22 protein-coding genes are annotated in these 23462 nt (G+C 48.8%); 8 read left to right on the plus strand and 14 right to left on the minus strand.

What is annotated here, in order from left to right:
• Nucleotides 1-98 precede the first annotated feature (98 nt).
• Nucleotides 99-2846 (minus strand): DNA polymerase I, encoded by a 2748-nt coding sequence (polA, locus tag CX664_RS03235; protein WP_101745339.1) that lies wholly within the window; start codon nt 2844-2846, stop codon nt 99-101.
• A 93-nt stretch (nt 2847-2939) separates the two neighbouring features.
• On the opposite strand from polA, the gene CX664_RS03240 reads away from it, so the two are divergent.
• From CX664_RS03240 to CX664_RS03265, 6 genes are all read left to right on the plus strand, one after another.
• Nucleotides 2940-3347 (plus strand): DUF2782 domain-containing protein, encoded by a 408-nt coding sequence (locus CX664_RS03240; protein ID WP_180966359.1) that lies wholly within the window; start codon nt 2940-2942, stop codon nt 3345-3347.
• Nucleotides 3348-3392: 45 nt separating this feature from the next.
• Nucleotides 3393-4382 carry a homoserine kinase gene (locus CX664_RS03245; RefSeq protein ID WP_101745341.1) on the plus strand — a complete coding sequence of 330 codons (990 nt, stop codon included), beginning with the start codon at nt 3393-3395 and terminating at the stop codon, nt 4380-4382.
• Between the two features lie 135 nt (nt 4383-4517).
• Nucleotides 4518-4997, plus strand: a complete 480-nt coding sequence (locus CX664_RS03250; RefSeq protein ID WP_101745342.1) for a Fur family transcriptional regulator — start codon at nt 4518-4520, stop codon at nt 4995-4997.
• 13 nt (nt 4998-5010) lie between these two features.
• Nucleotides 5011-5784 carry a zinc ABC transporter ATP-binding protein ZnuC gene (gene znuC / locus CX664_RS03255; RefSeq protein WP_101745343.1) on the plus strand — a complete coding sequence of 258 codons (774 nt, stop codon included), beginning with the start codon at nt 5011-5013 and terminating at the stop codon, nt 5782-5784.
• Nucleotides 5784-6569 carry a zinc ABC transporter permease subunit ZnuB gene (znuB, locus tag CX664_RS03260; RefSeq protein ID WP_101745344.1) on the plus strand — a complete coding sequence of 262 codons (786 nt, stop codon included), beginning with the start codon at nt 5784-5786 and terminating at the stop codon, nt 6567-6569. The genes znuC and znuB overlap by 1 nt, the downstream gene beginning before the upstream one ends.
• Before the next feature lie 67 nt (nt 6570-6636).
• Complete coding sequence (locus CX664_RS03265) at nt 6637-8106, plus strand: hypothetical protein (RefSeq protein WP_145999790.1); 1470 nt, start codon at nt 6637-6639, stop codon at nt 8104-8106.
• 118 nt (nt 8107-8224) lie between these two features.
• Here CX664_RS03265 and CX664_RS03270 read toward each other — a convergent pair whose 3' ends face one another.
• The 5 genes from CX664_RS03270 to CX664_RS03290 form a co-directional block, all read right to left on the minus strand.
• A complete protein-coding gene (locus CX664_RS03270) occupies nt 8225-8881 on the minus strand; it encodes an SCO family protein (RefSeq protein WP_101745346.1) in 657 nt (218 codons plus the stop codon).
• Nucleotides 8882-8890: 9 nt separating this feature from the next.
• Nucleotides 8891-9793, minus strand: coding sequence for a heme o synthase (gene cyoE, locus CX664_RS03275; protein ID WP_101745347.1), 903 nt, complete (start codon nt 9791-9793; stop codon nt 8891-8893).
• Between the two features lie 2 nt (nt 9794-9795).
• Nucleotides 9796-10896 carry a COX15/CtaA family protein gene (locus tag CX664_RS03280; RefSeq protein ID WP_101745348.1) on the minus strand — a complete coding sequence of 367 codons (1101 nt, stop codon included), beginning with the start codon at nt 10894-10896 and terminating at the stop codon, nt 9796-9798.
• A 73-nt stretch (nt 10897-10969) separates the two neighbouring features.
• Nucleotides 10970-11554: a hypothetical protein gene (locus CX664_RS03285; protein ID WP_145999791.1), complete on the minus strand. Its 585-nt coding sequence runs from the start codon at nt 11552-11554 to the stop codon at nt 10970-10972.
• Between the two features lie 14 nt (nt 11555-11568).
• On the minus strand, nt 11569-12273 hold the full coding sequence (locus tag CX664_RS03290) for an SURF1 family protein (protein ID WP_101745350.1): 705 nt from the start codon (nt 12271-12273) through the stop codon (nt 11569-11571).
• Nucleotides 12274-12375: 102 nt separating this feature from the next.
• On the opposite strand from CX664_RS03290, the gene CX664_RS03295 reads away from it, so the two are divergent.
• Nucleotides 12376-12591 carry a DUF2909 domain-containing protein gene (locus CX664_RS03295; protein WP_101745351.1) on the plus strand — a complete coding sequence of 72 codons (216 nt, stop codon included), beginning with the start codon at nt 12376-12378 and terminating at the stop codon, nt 12589-12591.
• A gap of 3 nt (nt 12592-12594) precedes the next feature.
• Here the strand turns inward: CX664_RS03295 and CX664_RS03300 are convergent, their stop codons facing one another.
• From CX664_RS03300 to CX664_RS03325, 6 genes are all read right to left on the minus strand, one after another.
• Entirely contained in the window at nt 12595-13485 is an 891-nt protein-coding gene (locus CX664_RS03300) for a cytochrome c oxidase subunit 3 (RefSeq protein ID WP_101745385.1), read from the minus strand.
• Nucleotides 13486-13571: 86 nt separating this feature from the next.
• Entirely contained in the window at nt 13572-14135 is a 564-nt protein-coding gene (locus tag CX664_RS03305; protein ID WP_101745352.1) for a cytochrome c oxidase assembly protein, read from the minus strand.
• A gap of 15 nt (nt 14136-14150) precedes the next feature.
• Nucleotides 14151-15743, minus strand: coding sequence for a cytochrome c oxidase subunit I (gene ctaD / locus CX664_RS03310; protein ID WP_101745353.1), 1593 nt, complete (start codon nt 15741-15743; stop codon nt 14151-14153).
• A gap of 11 nt (nt 15744-15754) precedes the next feature.
• Entirely contained in the window at nt 15755-16942 is a 1188-nt protein-coding gene (coxB, locus tag CX664_RS03315) for a cytochrome c oxidase subunit II (RefSeq protein ID WP_101745354.1), read from the minus strand.
• Between the two features lie 776 nt (nt 16943-17718).
• Entirely contained in the window at nt 17719-18639 is a 921-nt protein-coding gene (locus CX664_RS03320) for a hypothetical protein (protein WP_101745355.1), read from the minus strand.
• A 60-nt stretch (nt 18640-18699) separates the two neighbouring features.
• The gene (locus tag CX664_RS03325; protein WP_101745356.1) at nt 18700-19611 is read right to left on the minus strand and encodes a hypothetical protein; all 912 of its coding nucleotides are present in this window, start codon (nt 19609-19611) and stop codon (nt 18700-18702) included.
• A 424-nt stretch (nt 19612-20035) separates the two neighbouring features.
• Between CX664_RS03325 and CX664_RS03330 the strand changes: the two genes are divergently transcribed.
• Nucleotides 20036-20686, plus strand: a complete 651-nt coding sequence (locus CX664_RS03330; RefSeq protein ID WP_101745357.1) for a hypothetical protein — start codon at nt 20036-20038, stop codon at nt 20684-20686.
• Between the two features lie 311 nt (nt 20687-20997).
• Here CX664_RS03330 and CX664_RS03335 read toward each other — a convergent pair whose 3' ends face one another.
• Together CX664_RS03335 and prlC are read right to left on the minus strand one after the other, a co-directional pair.
• On the minus strand, nt 20998-21252 hold the full coding sequence (locus CX664_RS03335; protein WP_101745358.1) for a YheV family putative zinc ribbon protein: 255 nt from the start codon (nt 21250-21252) through the stop codon (nt 20998-21000).
• A 141-nt stretch (nt 21253-21393) separates the two neighbouring features.
• On the minus strand, nt 21394-23442 hold the full coding sequence (prlC, locus tag CX664_RS03340; RefSeq protein ID WP_101745359.1) for an oligopeptidase A: 2049 nt from the start codon (nt 23440-23442) through the stop codon (nt 21394-21396).
• Nucleotides 23443-23462: the final 20 nt, after the last annotated feature.

Genomic DNA, 23462 nt, shown 5'->3' on the forward strand with positions numbered 1-23462 from the left:
GACTCACTATATGAGACAAGCAATATGGTAATAAAGTTCCACCGTTTACAAAAAACTTACAAATAGAAGGAACCCATCAAATACATTGAAACCGTGTACTAATGGGCTTCATCCCAGTTATCCCCAATACCGGCTTCAACCAATAGTGGAACACTGAGCTCGGCAGCACTGGACATCTGCACTTTTATCCCTTCAACAACGGCGTCAACACTCTCATTGGCAACTTCAAGCACCAGTTCATCGTGGACCTGCATAATGACACGGGCATCAAGCCCCGACGCTTGCAGCCACTCATCAACCCTGATCATCGCCTTCTTGATAATATCTGCGGCAGTGCCCTGCATAGGTGCATTGATCGCTGTTCGCTCAGCACCCTGACGGCGCATACCGTTTCTGGCATTGATTTCCGGCAGATACAGACGACGACCCAATATTGTCTCCACATACCCCTTTTCCCGTGCAAAGTTTTTGGTTGTTTCCATATACCTTAAAACACCCGGGTATCGTGCAAAGTACAGGTCGATATATTCCTGTGCCGATTTCCTTGATACCCCCAGCTGTTTGGCGAGTCCGAACGAAGACATGCCGTAGATCAGGCCAAAGTTAATGGCTTTGGCACTTCGTCGCTGATCACCCGTTACCTCATCAAGCGCCACGCCAAATACTTCAGCCGCTGTCGCCTTATGGATATCCAGCCCATGGGCAAAAGCATCCAGCAGGCCTTTATCGCCAGAGAGGTGTGCCATGATTCGCAGCTCGATCTGGGAGTAATCTGCCGCCACCAGCTGGTGACCTTCCGGTGCAATAAATGCCTGTCGCACCCGACGGCCTTCCGGTGTTCGAATGGGAATATTCTGCAGGTTAGGATCCGAGGAGGATAGTCGTCCAGTGGCGGTTACGGCCTGATGATAAGAGGTATGGATACGACCCGTCGCCCCATTAATCATCTGCGGAAGTTTCTCGGTGTAGGTGGATTTGAGCTTGCTTAAGCTTCGATGCTCAAGAATCAGCTTGGGCAGTTCATAATCCAGGGCAAGCTCCTGCAAGACCTCTTCGGCGGTTGATGGCTGCCCCTTGGGCGTTTTCTTGATAACCGGCAGTTGCAGCTTATCAAACAGAAGCTCCTGCAACTGTTTGGGTGATGATAAGTTAAATGCCTGTCCTGCCACATCGTGGGCCGCTTGCTCCAGTTCCTTGAGGCGCTGGCCAATCTCCAGGCTCTGTTGTTTGAGCAGGACACCATCCACCAGGGCACCATGGCGCTCAATACGTGAAAGAATATCAACCAGCGGCATTTCTACTTCCCGGAACACCGCCGTCAACGAAGGCTCAGCCTGTAACTGCTCCCAGATGGCAAGATGGAGACGTAGCGTAATATCCGCATCTTCTGCCGCATAGGGGCCCGCTTTCTCAAGCTCAATCTGGTTAAACGTCAGTTGTTTAGCACCTTTGCCGGCAATATCCTCATATTTAATGGTTTTATGATTCAGGTAATGCTCAGCCAGGGCATCCATATTGTGCCGGGTGGCGATGGAGTTCAAACAGTAGGACTCAAGCATGGTATCAAAAGCGGCCCCCTTGATTTGAATGTCATATCGGGCCAGCACGCTCTGGTCGTACTTAAAGTTCTGACCTACTTTCTGTTTGGCCGGGTCTTCCAGCAAAGGCTTGAGTTTTTCCAGTACCCAGTTTCTCTCCAGCTGGGCTGGTGCTCCCAGATAATCATGGGCAACGGGCACATAAGCGGCCTTGCCGGGCTCAATGGCAAATGAAACTCCCACCAGTTCAGCCACCATGTAATCCAGGCTGGTGGTTTCGGTATCAAACGCAAACAGCTCTGCCGATTCCAGCTGAGTTATCCAGTCAAGAAACTCGGTCTCCTCAGTGACCACTGAATACTCACCGGTAGTACCTGATGTTTGTTCGTCAGATTCATTGCCATCGGAAACAGAGCCTTCTTTCTCCAACTCGGCAATCAACGTCCTGAATTCGTACTCTTTAAACAGCGCTAACAGTTGCTCTTTATCAAGGGGCTGCATTTCCAGACTTTCAATGGCAACCGGCAGCTCTACATCGGTCTTGATGGTGGCCAGCTGCCGGGACAACAACACAATGTCCTTGTGCTCGGTGAACTTCTCAGCAAAGTTTTTGCTCCCCCGAAAACCAAGCGCAGCCACTTCATCCAACCGCCCGGCAATCTCATCGATACTGCCGATGCCATTAAGCAGAGCCAATGCTGTTTTCTGACCAACACCCGGCATACCCGGGATGTTATCGCTGCTATCGCCCATCAATGCCAAATAGTCAATAATCAGGCTGGCAGGAATACCAAACTTACTTTCAACACCCTGTTGATCGGTATACGCATCATTCATGGTGTCAATCAGCGACACATGCTCAGTCACCAGCTGGGCAATATCCTTATCGCCCGTGGAAATGATGGTGTTGATCTTTTTCTCGGTTGCCTGTCTGGCCAGCGTTCCAATCACATCATCCGCCTCAACGCCTTCAATCATTAACAGAGGCAGGCCAAGCGCACGAACAATGTGATGTATGGGTTCTATTTGTGAGCGCAAGTCGTCCGGCATTGGTTTCCGGGTGGCTTTGTACTCGCTGTACAGGTCATGGCGGAAGTTTTTCCCCCTGGCGTCAAAAATGACTGCAACATGGCTATCCTGATATTGACGCATCAGACTGCGCAACATGTTTGTCATGACCCGGATAGCGCCCGTTGGTCGGCCATCAGCCGTGCGCAGATTGGCCCGCTCAGAAGCATGAAAGGCACGATAAAGGTAAGATGAGCCGTCGACGAGTATGAGTGGCGGCGTACTGGCTTGTTCTGACATGGATTACGGACTCACTTACGATTCTGGGTAACTGGGTATAGAATGCTCCCCAGCAGTTTAATGGTTTCCACCGCAATTATCATGAGGCTCCTGATGAAACCCTTGATAAAAAGAGCGCAGTTGGGTCTGGTGTTCTTACCCTTGTTGCTTTGTGGCTGTGCAGCACAAAGTCCGGAAGGTTCAAAGCCGGAGCAGCGAACAGCCCATACGGATAGGGGCCAGAGAGCGGTTGTGTTTACTGATGAAGCCATTAAAAAGATTCCCAGACACCTGCGCCCTGAAGCGTTGGAGAACAGGGATGACACATCGGTCGTGATTCGTGCCGGTGATTCCAGGACTTATAAAGAGTACCGGGTCGGTGGCCAGCTTTATGCGGTTCAGGTGATTCCCAAGGTAGGTAAGCCCTACTACCTGATAGCCTCAGATAATGAAGGCAACCCCATTGATCCAACAAAACGTATCCTGTTAGTGCCTTCATGGACCATTTTTGAGTGGCACTGAGTACCAACAGAACCATAGATATAATCATCCAGGAACAGGGACTTCATGTCTGTTTATACCCATTTGACACAACAGGAAATCGAGCAACTTCTGACTCGTTATGACCTGGGTAACTTAACGTCCTTCCAGGGCATTGAAAGTGGCGTTGAGAATACCAACTACTTTCTGGATATTGATGACAAGGGCAATCACCAGCGCTATGTATTAACCCTCTTTGAGTATCTGCCAGCCGACACACTGCCATTTTTTATCCAGTATACGGATGAGCTTAAAGCGTTCGGCCTGCCTGTACCCAACCCGATTCGGGATAAGAGTGGCGTTGCTCTCCAGTCGGTAAAAGGCAAACCGGCGCTGATTGTGCAATGCTTTGCCGGGCAGCACCCTGATGCCGGAAACCTCTCTCTGGACCAGTGCCAGCAGATTGGTGCGATGCTGGCAAAAATCCATAAGGCAGGACAAGATTCCTCCCTTTATCAGGAAAACCAGCGGGGACTTGCCTGGCTTGATGCCCAGCAGAAAAGACTCATTCCACTGCTTGGCCAGGATGATGCCCACTTTATGGCTGAGCAATGGCACAACATCTCTGATGCTTTGCCAGCGTTTGACAATCTGCCAACCGGGCTGATTCATGGCGACCTGTTTCATAATAATGTACTGTTTGATCAGGGCAGAATCTCAGCCGTGATTGACTTCTATCAGGCCTGTAATGACTGGCTGATCTATGACCTGGCGGTTACTGTAAACGACTGGTGTCTTACCGATAGTCTTGAACTGGATGATCACCGTACCAAAGTATTGATGGATGCTTATGCACAGATCCGGCCTTTTACTGAGAATGAACAAAAAGCCTGGCCAATCATGTTACGGCTGGCTGCTTTCAGATTCTGGATTTCCCGGCTGATTACCTTCGTATACCCGGAAACTCAGGCAGATAATGAGCAGGAGGCAAACCTCCTGCGTCATTTTCTTGATCCGAATAAATTCAGGGATATGCTGAGAAAACGAACAGAGCTTGCGCTGGCAGAATTAATCTGATTGGTTGGTATCTATTGAATCAGTATCCACTGGAACTTCAGGAAGAGTTTCACTTGATTTTAATTTTACTTTTGTAGCTATGAAACCCCGGAAAAGCGTTATATTATAACATTCAACAGTTTATTCGATCGGATCATGTCTTGCTTTAATCCCTACAGAGACCATAACCATCAGCACTGTATCAAAGATGCTTTGAATGAAGCCCGTTTACTTTGCCGGAGCCGCAATATCCGCCTGACGCCCCTCAGAGAAAGGGTGTTAGAGCTGGTCTGGCAGAGCCATTGCCCGGTCGGGGCCTATGAAATACTGGCAGAACTGACTCAGGGAGAGTCCAAACCCGCCCAGCCCCCCACCGTCTACAGGGCATTGGATTTTCTCCGGGAGCAAGGGCTGGTCCATCGCTTGTCATCCATCAATGCCTACATTGGCTGCAGCCATCCGAGCACACCACATAACAGCTGCTTTCTGATCTGTACCCAATGCCGGACCACCATTGAAATTGAACACCCGGCCATTGAACATTCCCTGGAAGACTGTGCCAGTGAACACGGCTTTATCATTGCGGATGCCTCAATAGAGCTGGCTGGTTTATGCACCAACTGCAAAACGAATTGAATAATTACATATTATGAATCAACCATTAATAGAGTTGAGCAATATCTGGATGAAGTTCCAGAACAGAGAGGTACTGACCGGGATCGATCTGCAGGTGAATCCCGGTGAAATCGTTACCCTGATAGGCCCGAACGGTGCAGGAAAAACCACCCTTGTACGGGTAGCCCTTGGATTGCAGGAACCCACATCCGGCCAGCGCTCCGTCAGAAAAGGGCTGCGCATTGGCTACATGCCGCAAAAGCTTCATATTGATGACTCCATGCCACTGACAGTCAACCGGTTCCTGAGGCTGACCGGTTGTCGTTTAACCGCCGTTCAAGACGCCCTTGGGCGAACCGGCGTCAGCCATGTGCTCCAGTCTCCCCTGCAATCGCTGTCGGGTGGTGAGCTGCAAAGGGTTCTGCTGGCCCGGGCACTGCTGCATAAACCTCACCTGCTGGTGCTGGATGAACCGGTGCAGGGGGTTGATGTCACCGGACAAAAGGAGCTTTACCAGCTGATCACGGAGATTCGCAACGCATCCAGAGACCGTGAGCACTGCGCCGTGCTGATGGTGTCCCACGACCTCCATCTGGTTATGGCATCCACCGACAAAGTCATTTGCATCAATCAACACGTCTGCTGCTCCGGCCACCCTCACCAGGTTAAACAACACCCGGCGTACCTTCGCCTGTTTGGTGGAGAGTCGGACGAGCTGGCGGTATATACTCACCATCACGACCACCATCATGGCGTTGACGGGCATATTCTTGAGCCACAAAGCCCTGTATCTGAAGGAAAACAATGATGCCGGATATTCTCTTATCTGCCTTACTGGCAGGCTATGGCGTGGCTCTTCTGGCAGCACCACTGGGCTGCTTTGTGGTCTGGCGGCGTATGGCTTATTTCGGTGATACCCTCTCTCACTCTGCTCTGCTGGGGGTTTCACTGGGGCTGATGCTGGATATCAATATCAACCTGGCCGTTATCGCCAGTTCACTGATGATTGCCGCTATCCTGGTCAGCTTCCAGGAAAAACAACAAATGGCTTCCGACACCCTGCTGGGAATCCTTGCCCACAGTTCGCTATCCATTGGTCTGGTCACCGTTAGCTTTGCGGATAATGTTCGGGTAGATATGATGTCCTATCTGTTCGGTGACCTGCTGGCAACCGGCCCCTCGGACCTTTACTGGATTTACGGAGGAGGTGCCCTGGTTCTGGCGACACTGGCATGGCTCTGGAAACCGTTGTTGTCCATGTCTGTTCATGCCGAGCTGGCCCAGGTGGAGGGCATTCCGGTCAGGAAACTCAGAATGACGCTAACCCTGCTAATGGCCCTGGTGATCGCCGTAGCCATGAAGATAGTCGGTGTCCTGCTGATTACCTCCCTGATGATTATTCCGGCAGCGACCGCCCAGCGGCTGGCGCGCACCCCAGAGCAGATGGTGATTGTTTCAGCACTGCTTGGCATCCTTGGTGTGTCCGGAGGCCTGGCGGCTTCATGGTATCTGGACACGCCTGCTGCCCCTTCAGTGGTTGTAGCCAGTTTTTTACTTTTTTTAATCACCCGGTTGATAAAAAGAAAGCAATAATAAAACCTGAGTCTGCGAGTTCACAATACAGAAACCTGCTCGAAAAGCCTGCTGCTCAAGGCTTTTCGTGCAAAGTCAGGCAAACTTAACGAATGCGAGAGAAGTTATGAAAATAAATTTTCCGAATATTTCTGAGCACAACAAATATACTCAATCGTTTGCCCGTTTACAGATTTCACCTAAAAAATTTGTCTCAACTGAACAAGATCCAGTTGAATCCGTTGATATTGATGAAGGAGAACATTATCTGGTCTGCATTGAGCACGGCATTAGAAAAATTGGCATACTGCCTGCGGATATCCAAATACTACTAAAAAAAGATCTTGATACCAGTACTCCGTGGGTAGCTTCTCAAAATGCACTCGAAAAAGCAGAACCAGCCTCGCAGTTAACTGCTCAAAAGCTTCTGGCAGATCCCCAGTGTCAGTTGAATTATCAGCTTTTTCATTTGAGCAGGACTGCTCAGAAACTGTCGGCACAACCTCATTATCAGTGGAACTCTCAACGGAAATACCAGGCGGTAGAGCAGTTTCAGAAAAATCTGCCAACAGTTTTTGAGCAGTTACCCTCACAGCAGCCCAGTGTTTCCGGGGAACAAAGTCCTGTAAACACACCTTCACCAGCAGAAAATGAGAAGTTATCTCCATGGTTTATTAAAGGAATGGCAGGGAAACTTTTAACCAGAAAAATTTTGGTCATCGAAGAACCATTTCAACTTAAACCTACAGTAGGAGAATTGGCAATATATTTAGGAATGATCAGTGATGAAAAAGAATTACCAAGATTTGCTAAAAATACAAAAGTACTTACAGAAACAGCAGATGGATCACTTGCAATGGCTGCTAAAGTGATTACTGATCAACTTTATAATCAGCATTCTGAGGTAACCATTTTAAAGGGCAGTACGACAACAGATAAAATAATTACTTTGAATACTCCTCTTAAGCGTACATTAGCGGACATTGCTATCGATGTCATCATCACAAAATATCATGACGCTGTTGCGTACAAAAAGGAACTGGCCCGATGGCTGCCAAATCACCCATTAGTAGCCTACATGGAACAGTTGGTAGCTTTAACCACTAAAATCCCTGATTACAAACCTTTGGATGATGAAACAAACAGTAAAACCAATCAACAAAAAAGAGCAATCATTAATTATATAGAAAAAATCAAACGACCATTAATAAATTTGCTAAAGGAACATTATCACCTGCGTTTTATTGAAGCGCACACACCAGAAGAAGATCTCCAGGAAGCGATTGATTATTATCAAAGAACAACCAGCAATCCTGTTCTCGACCTGGTCCAGCTTGATGAGGAATTGTTAAAGCCACACGGTATTGAAACCTTTCTTGATATTCACGCCTTCTTCAAGACACCTTTAATGAATATGAATAAAAGAAATAATTTCAAACATAATATACGAACGCCTGAGGAAGCTGAAAACTTCACACAATTGGCGAATTTAGCCATTGACCTGGTTTATGAAATCAGTAAATTTATCGAGCTTGAAATGATTCGGACCGATTCTTGACCCATCGTACTTTCGATCAGACCGCTGCCACGTAAAAACTTTTGGTTGGAACTCTCTATTAATTTGCAAAGCCAGCATCCGCTGGCTTTAACATCAAAAGGATTGTAAAAATCAAGACTCACTGGCTCTTGTCAATACTTAACAACACAGTCCTGAGCTTACCGGGTTCCAACGGTGGCCGTATAAACCCGTGATAGTGTCCTTGCGGATTAACCAGGGCCAGATTGGCACCGTGATCCACCAGATAAAACTCATCCTCAGGATCAACCACCGGGGTGAACGGGACATTCATCTGAACCGCCAGGTTATAAACACCAGCGATTTCTCCGGTAATGCCGGTGAAGTCCTTATTAAAGTAGGGTACATAGCCTTTCAGTTTGTCAGGGGTGTCTCTTCGCGGGTCCACCGTCACCATCAGGTATTGCATCTCTTTCGCCAGACTTGGCGACTTCTCCTTGAGCAGTGCGTCCAGCTTATTTAACTGACTGAGCGTTGCCGGGCAGATATCAGGGCAGAAGGTAAAACCGAAATAGACCAGGCTCCAGCGCCCCTTAAGATTTTCTGCGACAAATGGCTGGCCGTTATGGTCAACCAGCCCATCCATAGTGAAAGCCCTGGGTGTTTCAAACACCACCGCCCCCATCTGTTGCAGCTGCTCTTTGGATAACGCTGGCTTGTTGATAAATTTATTCGCCGTCACCCCGAGCACAACAGCAACGGCTGCCAGTAAAATAGTGACCGTCTTTTTCACCCCTTTACTCCTTTCTGTGTCCACAGGGACTCCTTACACCCAGAGATAAAATGAATAGTGGTCCACCAGTAACACCACAAATAACAGCATCAAATAGGTAATTGAAAACCTGAAGGTCTTGATGGCGGCGTGAGGTCTGCTGTCACGTAGCAGGACAATGGACCAGTATAAAAAGCGTGCTCCCAGGATGGTTGCACCCATCAGATAGATCACCCCACTCATACCCGTCAGGAATGGCAACAGGGTGACCATAAACATGATGATGGTGTAGAGCAGAATATGAAGTTTGGTGTAAGCCTCACCATGGGTAACTGGCAACATGGGAACATCCGCTTTGGCATACTCCTCCTTGCGATGGATCGCCAGGGCCCAGAAGTGAGGCGGCGTCCAGGCAAAAATAATCAGTACCAGCAAAAGGCCATGGCCTTCAAACTGTCCGGCCACGGCAGTCCAGCCGAGCAGGGGAGGAGCTGCCCCGGCCAAACCACCAATAACAATATTCTGTGGCGTTGCCCGTTTCAGAATCAGCGTATACACCACCGCATAGCCCATCAGGGAGGCAAATGTTAACCAGGCGGTCAGAGGATTAACCAGCACAAACAGCATGGCCATTCCCAGTGAACCAATAATAAAGGCAAAAATGACCGCCTGGAGCGGTTCAACCCGACCGGTGGCCACCGGACGATTATGGGTTCTCGCCATCACCGTATCGATCTGTCGGTCAACGACATGATTGATCACCGCTGCGGCACCGGCACAGAGAGCAATGCCCAGGTTACCAAAGAACAGAATATCCAGAGGTACCCAACCGGGTGTTGCCAGGTACATACCAATAACCGACGTTAAGATCATCAGCGCGACCACCTTCGGCTTGGTCAGCTCAAGATAATCCTTCCAGTGGGTACTCCCTGCCGGTAATACATTACTTTGACTCATGCTCAGCCCTCTCTTTCCTGCAAATCCTGCAAACTGTTGTTCAAACCACTTTTCTTAAGAGCACCGCCGAATAAGAAGTAGTTATAGGCCACCAGTGATAGCAACAACAAGGCACCACCCAGATTATGGGCTACGGCAATACTCAACGGCAGGCTCCAGATGATATTGCTCAGGCCAAGGCCCACCTGGACCGTCAACATAACCATAACCAGCAGCATCAGTTTTCGAACCGTTGATCCTATAGAACCGCCAACCCTGAAAGACACCCTGAGCGCAATAAACATTTGCAACGTCAGCAATATTACTACCAGTATTGCTCCCACTCTGTGGGCAAAATGTATGGCGGTTCTGGCCTCAGCATGCAGCTGCCCACCCAGATAATTCGGACCAATATCCTGCCCGACATCAAATCCTTCTGCAAAATTCATGGGTGGCAGCCACTGACCCTGACACATTGGCAAATCAGGGCAGGCAAGGGCTGCATAGTTGGAGCTGGTCCAACCACCAAGACTGACCTGACCAACCACCAGCACCAGACTGAACACCGCCAGCCACTTCAGGAACAGGAACGGCTTATCCGGCACCTTTTCTCGATGCACGCCGGACAACCTCAACGTTAAGAGAAACAACAGACTGAAGGTGGCAAAACCGCCCAGCAAATGAGCAGTTACAACCTGGGGCCATAGTTTTAGTGTGACGGTCCACATACCAAAAGCGGCCTGCAGGGTAATCAATGCAAGGATCAGAATGGGTAGCTTGAACGGCTGACCCGGCTCACGCCGGTGTCTGAATGCCTGAATAACAATCATCAACACCAGGAGCATCAGGGAACCAGCCACATAACGGTGGATCATCTCTGCCCAGCCCTTATCTACTTCAACCGGAGCCTCCGGAAAGAGCGACTCGGCATGGGCAATCTCCTGCTGAGTATCCGGCACAGTCAGAAAACCATAACAGCCGGGCCAGTCAGGACAGCCCAGCCCGGCATGCACCAGCCTGGTATAGGCACCCACACCAACCACAATGCTTGCCAGCAGTGTTGCGATCAGCGCCAGATAAAATCCTTTTTTCTTCATTGCCACTCCAGTGAGTTGACTACCCATTACCAACCCTTTTTTTAACCAAAAAATACCACATTAATCAAAAACCAATGACGCAATAATCATTTAGTACCCATTAACCGATATTGGACGCTTTCAGCAGCTTTTGCAGATCTTTCAGCACATCACCCCCGGGCTGATCAACCCGGTATCCCATGATCAGATTACCCAGCGGATCAATGATAAAAATACGGTTCTCTGGCCAGTGCTTAAGGCCGAGCGCGGTTTGCACATGGTTTTTGTCCGCGTTCAGCCAGTAAATGCCCGGATGTTCCGTTTCAAGTTCTGAGGAGGGCACCGGTTTTTCCGGAGCAATGTAAAACCGGGTCACCCGTTCAGACTCTTTTCCCAGGGCAATATGCACCTGACGAGTTTTATACAGGCTGGCGACACAATCAGACTCTTCACAACGGGCACTGCCAAACACCACCACTCGCCAGAGGCCCTCTGTTTCTGCGGCATCTACACTCTTTTCACCATCCTGAAGATGCAGCGCGGCAAACTGGGCCGGTGGTAGTAAAAGCTCGCCTTTATTGGTTCTTCCTTCTGGTATCCACGCCCCGGTAAAGTACATAATCCAGGCCATCCCCATAGCCATGGATGGGATCAAAATGACAAGGGCAAGCTGCAGCCGATTCTTATTCGTGGTTGTCTTGGTCATGATCACCTCACACGTCATGCTTGTTTTTGTTTACCTGAGCGAATCATCTGGAACCCATACAGCAAGAGCAGGACCAGTGCCATGGCAAACCATTGAAAGGCGTAGCCCAAGTGCTTCTCTGATTTCAGATTAATCACCATTGGGCGCATCTGTTCAGCACCCGGCTGACCGGCTCTGAGCACCATGTAAAAATCCGGCGTCGTGCTCTCTATGGCTTCGGATATTTTCAGTGAGTCAAACGCCTGGATGCGTTTCGGCCAGCCTTCTTCCCAGATGTCTTCCGCCAGCATAAAGGGTTTGCCCAGGGGCTTATACGCAAAGCCGGTCAGTATCAGATGCTCCGGATCTGTCATCACCTCCGGCAGTCGTTCCCGATCACCAGCGACAATCCAACCCCGGTCAATCAACAACCATGCTCCGTCATCGGTCAGAAACGGCATGAACAGCTCATACCCGGCCTCGCCCTGGAAAACCTGATTATCCAAAAGAAAGTAGCGATCCGGGTCAAACCGGCCGCTCACCGTAAAAGGGAGATACAAAGGATCTTCGTGACGTTGAGCCTGGGAAAGTGACAACGGCTCAAGAGCATGGCGAGACTCATAAGCCTGCTCCAGCATCAACTTTTGCTCGTAACGTGATAGCTGCCAGAAGCCCAGACTCACCAGTACCGGCAGGGTGGCAATCACTAACAGGGTCAACTTCAATCTGAATCCAAACATCAAGTGAACTGTCTTTCTATGCTATTGTGTCCCAGAAAGTGCGGAAAATACTGAGTTCATCTCAGGAGTTTGCCTTGTGGATAACTTTCTTGAGTCAGGAATATGTGGATAAAATTCGTCGTTATTGTTCTTTTTATTGCCGTGGTTATCAGTCTGGGTACCGGCTTTTATTTTTTGCTGACTGAGAAGAAGAGTTCGCCCAAACTGCTGAACTCCCTGAAAGTTCGTATCGGTCTCACTGTTTTGATTATGGTGATTATTGTCGCCGCCTGGCTTCATGGAGATATCCACAGCCAGGCACCCTGGTTGTATCGATAACCGTTAAATCAGATAAACGAAAATAAACAGTCCAACCCATACAACATCCACAAAGTGCCAGTACCAGCTGGCGGCTTCAAAGGCAAAATGGTTATCCGCCTCAAAATGCCCCTGATAAACCCGCACCAGCATCACCGCCAGCATAATGGCTCCCAGGGTTACATGAGCACCGTGAAAACCGGTCAACAGGAAGAAGGTTGAGCCATAAATACCAGCACTGAGGGTCAACCCCAGTTCGTTATAAGCCTCAATGTACTCTTCAACCTGGAAAAACAGGAATGCGGTGCCGAGTATCAGCGTCAGAATCAACCACAGTTTTATCTTGTAGCGGTCATTAGCGCGCAGTGCATGGTGGGCCAGTGTCAGTGTGATACTGGAAGCAACCAGCAGAAGCGTATTCAACAGCGGCAGGTGAAAGGGATCCACAACATCGGCAGCGCCCACAAAAAGATCATTGTCCGGATTCACCATCAGTGGCCAGCTCGCAGTAAAATCTGGCCAGAGCATTTCGTGGGTCATCGCCCCTTCACCCTCACCGGCAAGCCAGGGGACGGCCAGAACCCGAACATAGAACAGGGTGCCAAACAGTGCGGCAAAGAACATCACTTCGGAAAAAATAAACCAGAACATTCCCCAACGGAATGTCCGGTCCATCTGCGGGCTGTAAAGCCCGGCCCGGGACTCCTGGATGACATTGCCGAACCAGCCAAACAGCATCCAGGCCATAATCAGGCCACCGGCGTAAAACACATAGTGTGCACTAGAGTCCTTAACACCGGCGCTCATGTCATTCATCATCATGCCGGCCCCGAGAAGGGTCAGAAAAAGTCCAATAGACGCAATGATTGGCCATTTACTTTGGGCCGGAACGTAGTAGGTACCTTCGGTAGCCATAATACTTTCTTTCACCTCTCCTGATCTGACAGGGAGTACGCCTTTTCTCCCGAACAATCTTCTTTAGAAAATAAAGCTCAAAACATTCAGTTTAAATGGGTTACATCAAACAGCGTATAAGACAAGGTTAGCTTTTTTATATGCTTCGGCAGATCCTGATCAACGATAATCCGCAGTGGCATCACCTTTTCTTCCCATGGCTGCAACGTCTGTGTGGTAAAACAAAAACACTCGACCTTATGCAGAAAGTTGGTGGCTTCAAACGGCGTCACACTGGGAATGGCCTGGCCCACTATTGTTTTACCCGTGGGGTTTTTCGCAACAAAGTTGAGCAGGCCCGGTTCGCCGGGATGCACAGTGACCTGGGGGGTACTGGGGTAAAAGTCCCAGCTCATACCCGCATTCTTCGTGGCTACAAATTGCACCTTGATATCGCGGCTGGTATCCACTTTGGCTTCTGCCGCCTTGTACATGTATGGGTCAGGATCCGTCTTGCCGTTCAGGCCAGTCACCTGACAGAACACGTTGTACAGTGGCACCATGGCAAAACCAAAACCGAACATGCCACAAGCTACGAGTATGGAGCGAATGACAGTACGACGAGTTGAATGCTCGATGGCTTCAGGCTGCTCTCTATCCTGTTCACTCATACAGACTCCTGTCGTTTACTTTACATCCGGTGGTGTGGTGAAGGTGTGATAGGGCGCTGGTGATGGCACACTCCACTCTAATCCTTCAGAACCTTCCCAGGGCTTGGCCTCAGCTTTTGCTCCCCCCCTGATGCATTTAATCACGATAAACAGGAACAGGAGCTGCGTGGTTCCAAACATAAAACCACCAATACTGGCCATTTCATTGAAGTTGGCAAACTGCAGTGCGTAGTCCGGAATCCTGCGTGGCATGCCCGCCAGCCCGACAAAGTGCATCGGGAAGAACGTCAGGTTCATCCCGATAAAGGACATCCAGAAATGCACTTTGGCCAGCGTCTCGTCATACATATAGCCAGTCCATTTTGGCAGCCAGTAATAGCAGGCAGCATAGATGGCAAAAATTGCCCCCGGCACCAGTACATAGTGGAAATGAGCCACCACGAAATAGGTGTCGTGGTATTGGAAATCAGCAGGGGCAATTGACAGCATCAGCCCCGAGAAACCACCAATGGTAAAGAGCACCACAAACGCGGTGGAGAAGAGCATCGGGGTTTCAAAGGTCATGGAACCACGGAACATGGTGGTCACCCAGTTGAATATCTTTACCCCGGTGGGTACCGCAATCAGCATGGTGGCGTACATAAAAAACAGCTCGCCAATCAGCGGGATGCCCACTGTGAACATGTGATGCGCCCAGACAATAAACGACAGAAAGGCGATACTGGCGGTGGCGTACACCATGGAGGTATAGCCAAACAGGGGTTTGCGTGCAAATGCCGGAATAATGGCGGAGACGATCCCGAAGGAGGGGAGGATCATGATGTACACTTCCGGATGCCCAAAGAACCAGAAAATATGCTGGAACAGTACCGGATCACCACCACCACCGGCATTGAAAAAACTGGTACCAAAATGAATATCCATCAACATCATGGTCACTGCACCCGCCAGCACCGGCATTACCGCGATCAGCAGATAAGCCGTGATCAGCCAGGTCCAGACAAACATGGGCATTTTCATCATGGTCATCCCGGGGGCTCTGAGGTTCAGAATGGTCGCGATAATATTAATCGCCCCCATGATGGAAGAGATCCCGAGCATGTGGATCGCAAAGATGAAAAATGTTGTTGAAGGCGGTGCATAGTCTGTAGATAGTGGCGCATAAAAGGTCCAGCCGAAGTTGGGGCCACCACCTTCCATAAACAAGGTGCTCACCAGCATCACGGCAGCAAAGGGCAGAATCCAGAAGCTCCAGTTGTTCATCCGGGGCATGGCCATATCCGGAGCCCCGATCATCATGGGAATCATCCAGTTAGCCAACCCGACAAAAGCCGGCATAACGGCACCGAATACCATGATCAAACCGTGCATCGTGGTCATCTGGTTGAAAAAAGCCGGCTCGACAATCTGCAGTCCGGGCTGGAACAGCTCAGCCCGAATGATCATGGCCATGGCCCCACCGGTCAGAAACATAATGAAGCTGAACCACAGGTACATGGAGCCAATGTCTTTGTGGTTGGTGGTCAGAACCCAACGCATCAACCCTTTGGCAGGCCCGTGATGATGCTCCTGATCCAGGGAAGAAGCAGTATCTGTTACCGAAGTCATATCTACTCTCCTTACAGGCTCGCCTGCTGGTTATCTGGCATGGTCTGCTTGGCCGGATCTTCTACGTATTCGCCAGTTTTCTTGTACTCCACAATCTCTTTAGGGGTCACCATTTCACCGGTGTCATTGCCCCAGGCATTCCGCTCATAGGTGATCACGGCAGCAAGGTCCACCTCACTCAACTGGCCGGCAAAGGCCTGCATTGCCGACCCCTTCTTACCGTTCATAACAATATCGACATGTGCTCCGATCTGATCCGCTTCAGTGGCCATCGGGCTGCCTTTCAGTGCCGGGAAGATCGGCGGCATGCCGGCACCGTTGGGCTGGTGACATACAGCGCAAGCCTTTGTGTAGGCCTGCTCACCTCTGTCCATCAATTCCGCCATGGTCCATGTTTTATCGGTCAGCTCACGCTCTTTGCCCGCTGCGGTTTTTTTCGCCTGCAGCCAGGCGTCATAGTCTTCCTGTGACTTGGCCTCAACCACAATGGGCATATAGCCATGATCCTTACCACACAGTTCGGCACACTGCCCGCGGTAAGTACCGGGCACTTCAATATTGGTCCAGGCTTCGTTGATAAATCCGGGAATGGCGTCACGCTTGACTGCCAGGGCAGGCACCCACCAGGAGTGAATCACGTCAGCAGCGGTTACCAGAAAGCGAACTTTTTTATCCACAGGAATCACCAGCGGCTCATCCACTTCCAGAAGATAGTTGGGGTTCTTGTCCCGAACATTCCGGATCTGTTCCCGGGGTGTACTGAGGTTACTGAAAAAAGAGACACCTTCTCCGACATATTCATACTGCCACTTCCACTGATAGCCGGTAATTTTGATATCAATGTCGGCCTCGTCAGTATTGTAGATTTCCACCAGCGTTTTGGTCGCCGGAATGGCCATCAGCACCAGGATCAGAAAAGGAATGGATGTCCATACAATCTCAACCAGTGTGCTTTCATGAAACTGGTGAGCTACTGCGCCCTTGGATTTACGGTGCTTGAAAATGGAATAAAACATGACACCAAAGACAATCAGGCCAATCACGACACAGATCATCAATATGGTCATATGGAGTCCGTAGATATTCCGGCTGACCGCCGTCACACCTTCGGTCATATTGACTTCCCATGCAGCACGGCTACTACCCGTTACAGCCAGTCCCGCAAGAAGAAGAAAGAGAGATTTCGCCTGCTGCATCATTATTCCCTTACATCCCCTGACTATCCGCTGATCGCAGCGGAAACTTCTTATTATTATTGTGCAGATTTGTTGCGCTGCTTTACTTCTCAGAGGTGCGACTGCCAACGGAGCAGTTTTTCGTCCGGTTGCCTGTGTCACGATACTGACCTTTCCAATGGTCTTGTGTTGTTACCAACGTTCATCGTCTCCACCCCATGATAAAGCCCGTTTGTGTCATTTACGCAGGTAAACCACAGATGGATTTATTGAGAGGAAGCGAGATTGCTTATATTTATCTGATCTGAAAAACCCCACTACATCTATTCAAGAGCAGATATGCAATCAGTATTGAGACCAAAACAAACGGCTTAACATACACATAACTGCAAATCCAACACCTCACGCCATAAAAATACTATGGCAAATCATTCAAAGCAGAACACTCTAAGTCTGACAATAATCGTTATAGAGTATAGTTCTAAAAAACCATTAAACAACATGCTGAAAGAAAATGAAATCGCCAATTTTAAAATACTGTAAATGTCGTTTAATAGATTCCTGACATTTCCCATATCACGCCTGTAAAGGGCTGTAATTAAACAATATTTTATTCAGGTTCTATGGTGCAAAAATTTATGCCCAAGACATTCTGTTGTAACTAAAGACAATCCCCTCTGCAAAAATCAGAGAAGCAGTAAGTCTAACCAGGCTCTATCACCCTTTATAAACAGGGTTCGCCATTGCCTCTTTGGGATCTTATGAAATCAAACGTTAAGCCACCTGCAAAAATGGCTGTGTTACGACAATTTCTGCTTCTGTCTCATAAACATTTTGAAGCGCTCATACATTTCCCAGTTTTCAATAACACTGTACTTACAGTTGTCGCAGACCGTTACACAACCGGCTTTTAATATGCCATAGTGGCACGTTTTAACGGGTTTACTAAGCTCCCTTTTCAGCCAATACCTTATAATCTTTATTTCATCCAGGCTCCAGCCATCACGCAGGGGCATGCACTCCTTGTTAAAAAATTCGTGAAATTCTTCATCGTCTTTGCTCCAGAGAATACTCAGGGGAATATTATTTTTAACAATAAAGTCGTTAACGTCTTCACACTCTTCGTCATTCACGAATGCAAAGAAATAATTAATACGCTCATGTTTAGCCAGGATCATGGCACTGTGGAACCTGGCCAATGCCTGATACTCTTCGGGAGCGAACAACTCTTTACCAGACCAGTCTTTGTTCAGAAACTCAGTCAGTTCTGCAGGCAGCCTTGCTAATATTGAATCAGCCAGTGACTTTGTTTCATCCTCAGTAGGGCCATCTTCTCTCTTTCCGTCTATCCATCGTTTTCTCAAAAATTCAGTTATGTTAAATTCAAGACTGTTTTTAAGTTTTTCCGGGTTGATCTCCAAATCGAGACCGGGAACACGTCCGAGGTGAGAATTACAGGGATAAACGAGCAATAAATCATTTTCCTGAAACTTTGTCGGTGGTTGTTCAGGCCCTGCTTTCACGACACAAGACGTTTGAGTGGTTATTTGACGTTTATCCAGTGGGTGCTCTGGGCTCTCTGTGGAATCAGGAAGATGGCGTAAAGAGGCTGGAATCCCCTGAACTTTACCATTCGACTCAGCAGATGCAATAGCTTGAGGGCTGTCTGATTTGACCAGAGGTACATGTGGCTGAACAGGAAAATTTACTGATGAATACATAAGTACTTATTTCCTCTAGTTTGGCTCAAAGACACCATTTTCGGCAAACCAGTGGCAGTCTTATGACAATTTTTCCAACTGGCTCTCAAGGTTTTTAATGCGATTATATGCAGCCCGGTTTTCATGTATGCGGTAACTACGGTCGCAGATTGACACACAATCAGCTTTTAATGGGCCATAATGACAATAATCGACGTAGCTCTTCAGGCGATCATGGTCAGGATATTTCTGACAACGTTTCAATTCGTAGTTCAGCCACTCCTTAATATACCGCACTTCGTCTTCGCTCCAGCCTTTGAGCAGAGGTAAGCACTCCTTTATCAAAAATTTTTTAAATTCACCGCACTTTTCGTACCCGTAACTTGGGTATTCCCAGCCTTGTTCTTCACATATCTCGTAATTCAAAAGATCGTCTTCATTGAAAAAAATGAATGCAAAGTGGAACTTCGCCAGAGCTTGATACTCCTCGGGGACAAACCAGTCTCTACCAGACCAGTCTTTGTTAAGGAACTCATATAACGCTGCCGGCAACCTTGTTATTATTGAATCTGCTAATGACTGTTCTTCTTCCCGGGTGGGTTCATCTTCGATCTGAAAACTTTCATAACGATCATCCAATATGCCATGAATATGCCATCTAAGGGCATCTTTCAGTTTTCCCGGATTTACGTGCAAATCCACACTGGAGTGGTCAGAAAAATCTTGTGGGTAAATCAGCAATATATCATTTTCCTGAAACTTCGTCGGTGATATGCCAAGCTCTGTTTTTACGCCACCAGGCTCAACAGTAGTGATTTGTTGTTCATCCAGCGAGAGCTCTGGACGCTCCCCGGAATCAGGCAGCTGGCGTGAGCTGGAGGCTGTTATCTGAACGTTGCTATTGAATGCAGTTGCGATAGCAGCTTCGCTGATCTCTGGTTCAGACGGTGGTAAAGGTATTGGCTGAGCATTGGAGCTTGCTAACGGAGGCATAATAGCTCTACAGACCCTTTAGTTAATTTGAGGCCATAAATTTCAGTCAGACAAAATTGATGACTTCCATCGCTTATCATTTCGCGGTCATTGGATTCAATTGAACAACAGATAGTTCCGGTCTGTTGAAAAAATTTTCTATTATTAAATTCCAGACACCCCTGAGATGCCTCTGGGAAAAGCTGGCATGGCATATATTGTGTGCCATTTTTTTGACTGCACAACAGGTTCCAAAATTTAGAAAAACCCTTATTTTGCAGTGTTTTTTACATTATTTTTTATTTATAAAAATATTGAAATATATGAAAAATGAATATTTACCGTCTCTTGTTTTATCGTTGGTACTATGGTCTTTTAAACATCTACCAGACAGCCATTGCCAGTCATTCCTGCTGGCACGAATGGATGAACACAGGGGGTCAATATGGATGTACAGGCAATCCGACAGTTAATCCTTCAGGTCAAAGAGTTGGAAGCGCAAAGCAGACATCTGCAAACGCTTATCAGTGATCGGATTGAACAATTACATCGCACGATTGAGCTGCCTGATGATAATGCCTGTGAGACATTGCTGATCTTTACGATGGATTATATTGACCATGTGCCGGACTTTCTGGAAGCGCTTAATGAAGCCTCCCGGCAAGTGGGTATTCACCGGTTTATCTCACCATTTCTGGATATTGCTGAAGAAAACTTTATGGCGGCCATAACCCGGGATCAACCCGTTTCCGGGCTCGATTTATTGCTTGATAAAGCCTATTTTGCCCATCGGCTTATTGAAGAAGTAAACGACCAATATCTTGTAAAAACCGGATCAACGCTCATCCCCATGAATATGACCTGGGCGAACCTGATTGTTCATTCAATATTGGGGGAAAAGTTTGCCAATGCGCTGGATGTGATTGTGGATAAAACGGTGGATCAGATGATGCGCTCGCAAGCGATTTATCATGAAGAGAAATTCAGGGAGTTTATCCATGATCGCAGTGCTGAGGAGTGGATCAGGATCTGGTCACGCTGGAACTGCCTTTCCAACAATCTGGGTATTGAGCTTAAATTTACTGCTTCGGCCTGAACCGATGCCTAAGGTTGAACCAGCTAAACCTCCATTACACCTTTTGCAGCGACTTCTATTCCCGGGTAACCCTCCGGGAGAAAGGCCGTGCAACCTCCAACAATCCCCCTCAAACACCGTTCAAGGCACGAAATAATGCAGCATTTCGATTATTTGGATGGAAAACTACTGCGCTTCTTAAGAATTCATGGATACCGGTACTGGTGGTAACATACCAGCAGAACTTGCCCCCGGTTGTTGCCGGGCAGCTCTGGCTGGTTGTCAAAATCCGATTATCTCACGCAGTAAGGTAGACCAACACCAATGTCCCCTTACTGCTTTTTTACCGGTGGATCATCAACAAATCGAATAATGTCCGTATGATCTTCCAGAATGCTCTCTTCACGGGCAATACGGGCCTCTGGCAAATTCCCCTCCAGCCTCGGATTGACTTCCATCTCATCACTGAAGCCGCATTCCACGCATTCCCGGTAATCCCGCTCAGTCTCACTGCGGAACATTCGAACTGAATCCATTGTGCCGCAGGAGGGACATACCGCTCCTGCAATAAAGCGCTTGGTTTTCATGGCTCTTAATCCCTGACTGATGTGATAGTTATACGCAACAGAAAGCACCTCAAACTCTCTGCTGCGTATTTATTTCAAATAGCCGTCATTTAACGGCAAAACTTATCATGGATGGGGCAAAATAACTCAAAGCCCAAGCCATTAAGCCGTTTGAATACCGCTGTGTCGCAGCAACGCATCAATCTCTGGCGCTCGGCCGCGGAAGTTGACAAACAGCTCCATAGGTTCAGCAGAACCGCCTTTTTCAAGCACCTCATGGAGGAAGGACTCACCGGTTTCCCGGTTAAAAATCCCTTCTTCTTCAAAACGTGAAAACGCGTCAGCGGATAACACCTCAGCCCATTTATAGCTGTAATAGCCCGCAGCATAACCACCGGCAAAGATATGGCTGAAGCTGTTCTGAAAACGGTTGAAAGATGGCGGCAGCACCACTGCCACCTGCTTGCGCACCTGATCCAGCACGGACTGAACATCAATGTTATCCCGATATTCCTTGTGCAGTTTGAAGTCAAAAAGTGAAAACTCCAACTGCCGGACCATCATCATGGCAGACTGGAAGTTTTTTGCCGCCAGCAATTTATTCAGCATCCCTTCCGGCAGCGGCTCGCCGGTTTCAAAATGACCGGAGATAATGGCCAGCCCTTCCTTCTCCCAGCACCAGTTCTCCATAAACTGACTGGGCAGTTCGACGGCATCCCAGGCAACGCCACTGATGCCGGAAATCGCCGCATAATCCACTTTGGTCAGCATGTGGTGCAGACCGTGACCAAACTCATGGAACAGCGTCACCACTTCGTCGTGGGTTAACAGTGCTGGTTTATCGCCCACCGGCGGTGTGAAGTTACAGGTCAGGTAGGCCACCGGCAGTTGTAACTTGTCATCCTGTTTCCAGCGGGAACGGCAGACATCCATCCAGGCACCACCACGCTTATGCTCCCTGGCATAAAGGTCCAGGTAAAAGCGACCGATCACCTCTCCTTCTCTGGTGATGTTGAAAAAACGAACATCTTTATGCCAGGTATCCACGTTATCCACCGTGGCAAACTCAACGCCGTAGAGTCGATTGACCACGTCAAACATTCCGGCAATGGCTTTTTCCGCCGGGAACCATGGGCGCAGTTCTTCCTGGGAAATGGCGTACCGCTGCTGGCGGAGTTTCTCGCCATAATAGCCAACATCCCAGGCTGCAAGATCTTCAACGCCGTACTCTGCTTTGGCAAACGCTTTCAGTTCCGCCAGCTCCTGCTCCGCCTGGGGCTTGCTTTTGGCGGCCAGGTCTTGCAGAAATTCAATGACTTTATCCGGAGACTCCGCCATCTTGGTGGCCAGGGAGTATTCAGCGTAGTTCTCAAAACCCAGTAACCGGGCCAGTTCATGGCGAAGCTTCAGGATCTGCCTGATGTTGTCCGTGTTATCAAACTCCCCGGCATTTGGCCCCTGGTCAGACGCGCGGGTAGAGAAGGCGGTGTAAACCTCTTTCCTGAGCTCCCGGTTATCGCAATAGGTCATCACCGGAAAGTAGCTTGGAAAATCCAGATTCAACAACCAGCCCGCTTTCTCTTTTGACTCGGCCAGCTGCCTTGCCCCGGCCAGGGCAGACTCGGGTAATCCGGCCAGCTCCGATTCATCGGTAATCAGCTTGCTCCAGGCCATGGTGGCGTCCAGAACATTGTCAGAGAATTTGCTGGTCAGTTCGGACAGCTGCTTTTTGATCTCGCCGTAACGGGCTTTCTGCTCATCTTCCAGGGCAACACCGGCTAAACGGAAATCCCTGAGGTTATCGTTAATCACTTTCTGCTGAGCACTGTCCAGCTGCTTAAACGCTTCAGAATCTGCCAGGGACTGGTAAGCCTCGAACAACTGACGGTTCTGGCCAATACGGGTAGAGTATTCAGAGAGCAGCGGCAAACAGCCATTGTACGCTTCCCGCAGTGCTTCGCTGTTGACGACCGCGTTCATATGACCAACCGGTGACCATGCCTGCCCCAACCGGTCATCCAACTGATCCAGGGGCTCCTGCAAAGAGCGCCATCCGAGAGCGACACCTCCGAAAGCGGCACCGGAAGCCAGTAACGCGGCAAGTGCCTTTTCATTATCAGCAATAATGGATTCAATGGCGGGTTTTACATGTTCCGGCAGAATTTTGGAAAATGGGGGAAGTTCACTGGATTCCAGTAGCGGGTTAATCATAAGACAGCTCTCTATACTTT

The sequence above is a fragment of the Endozoicomonas acroporae genome (genome assembly GCF_002864045.1).
GTDB classification, from domain to species: Bacteria; Pseudomonadota; Gammaproteobacteria; order Pseudomonadales; family Endozoicomonadaceae; genus Endozoicomonas; species Endozoicomonas acroporae.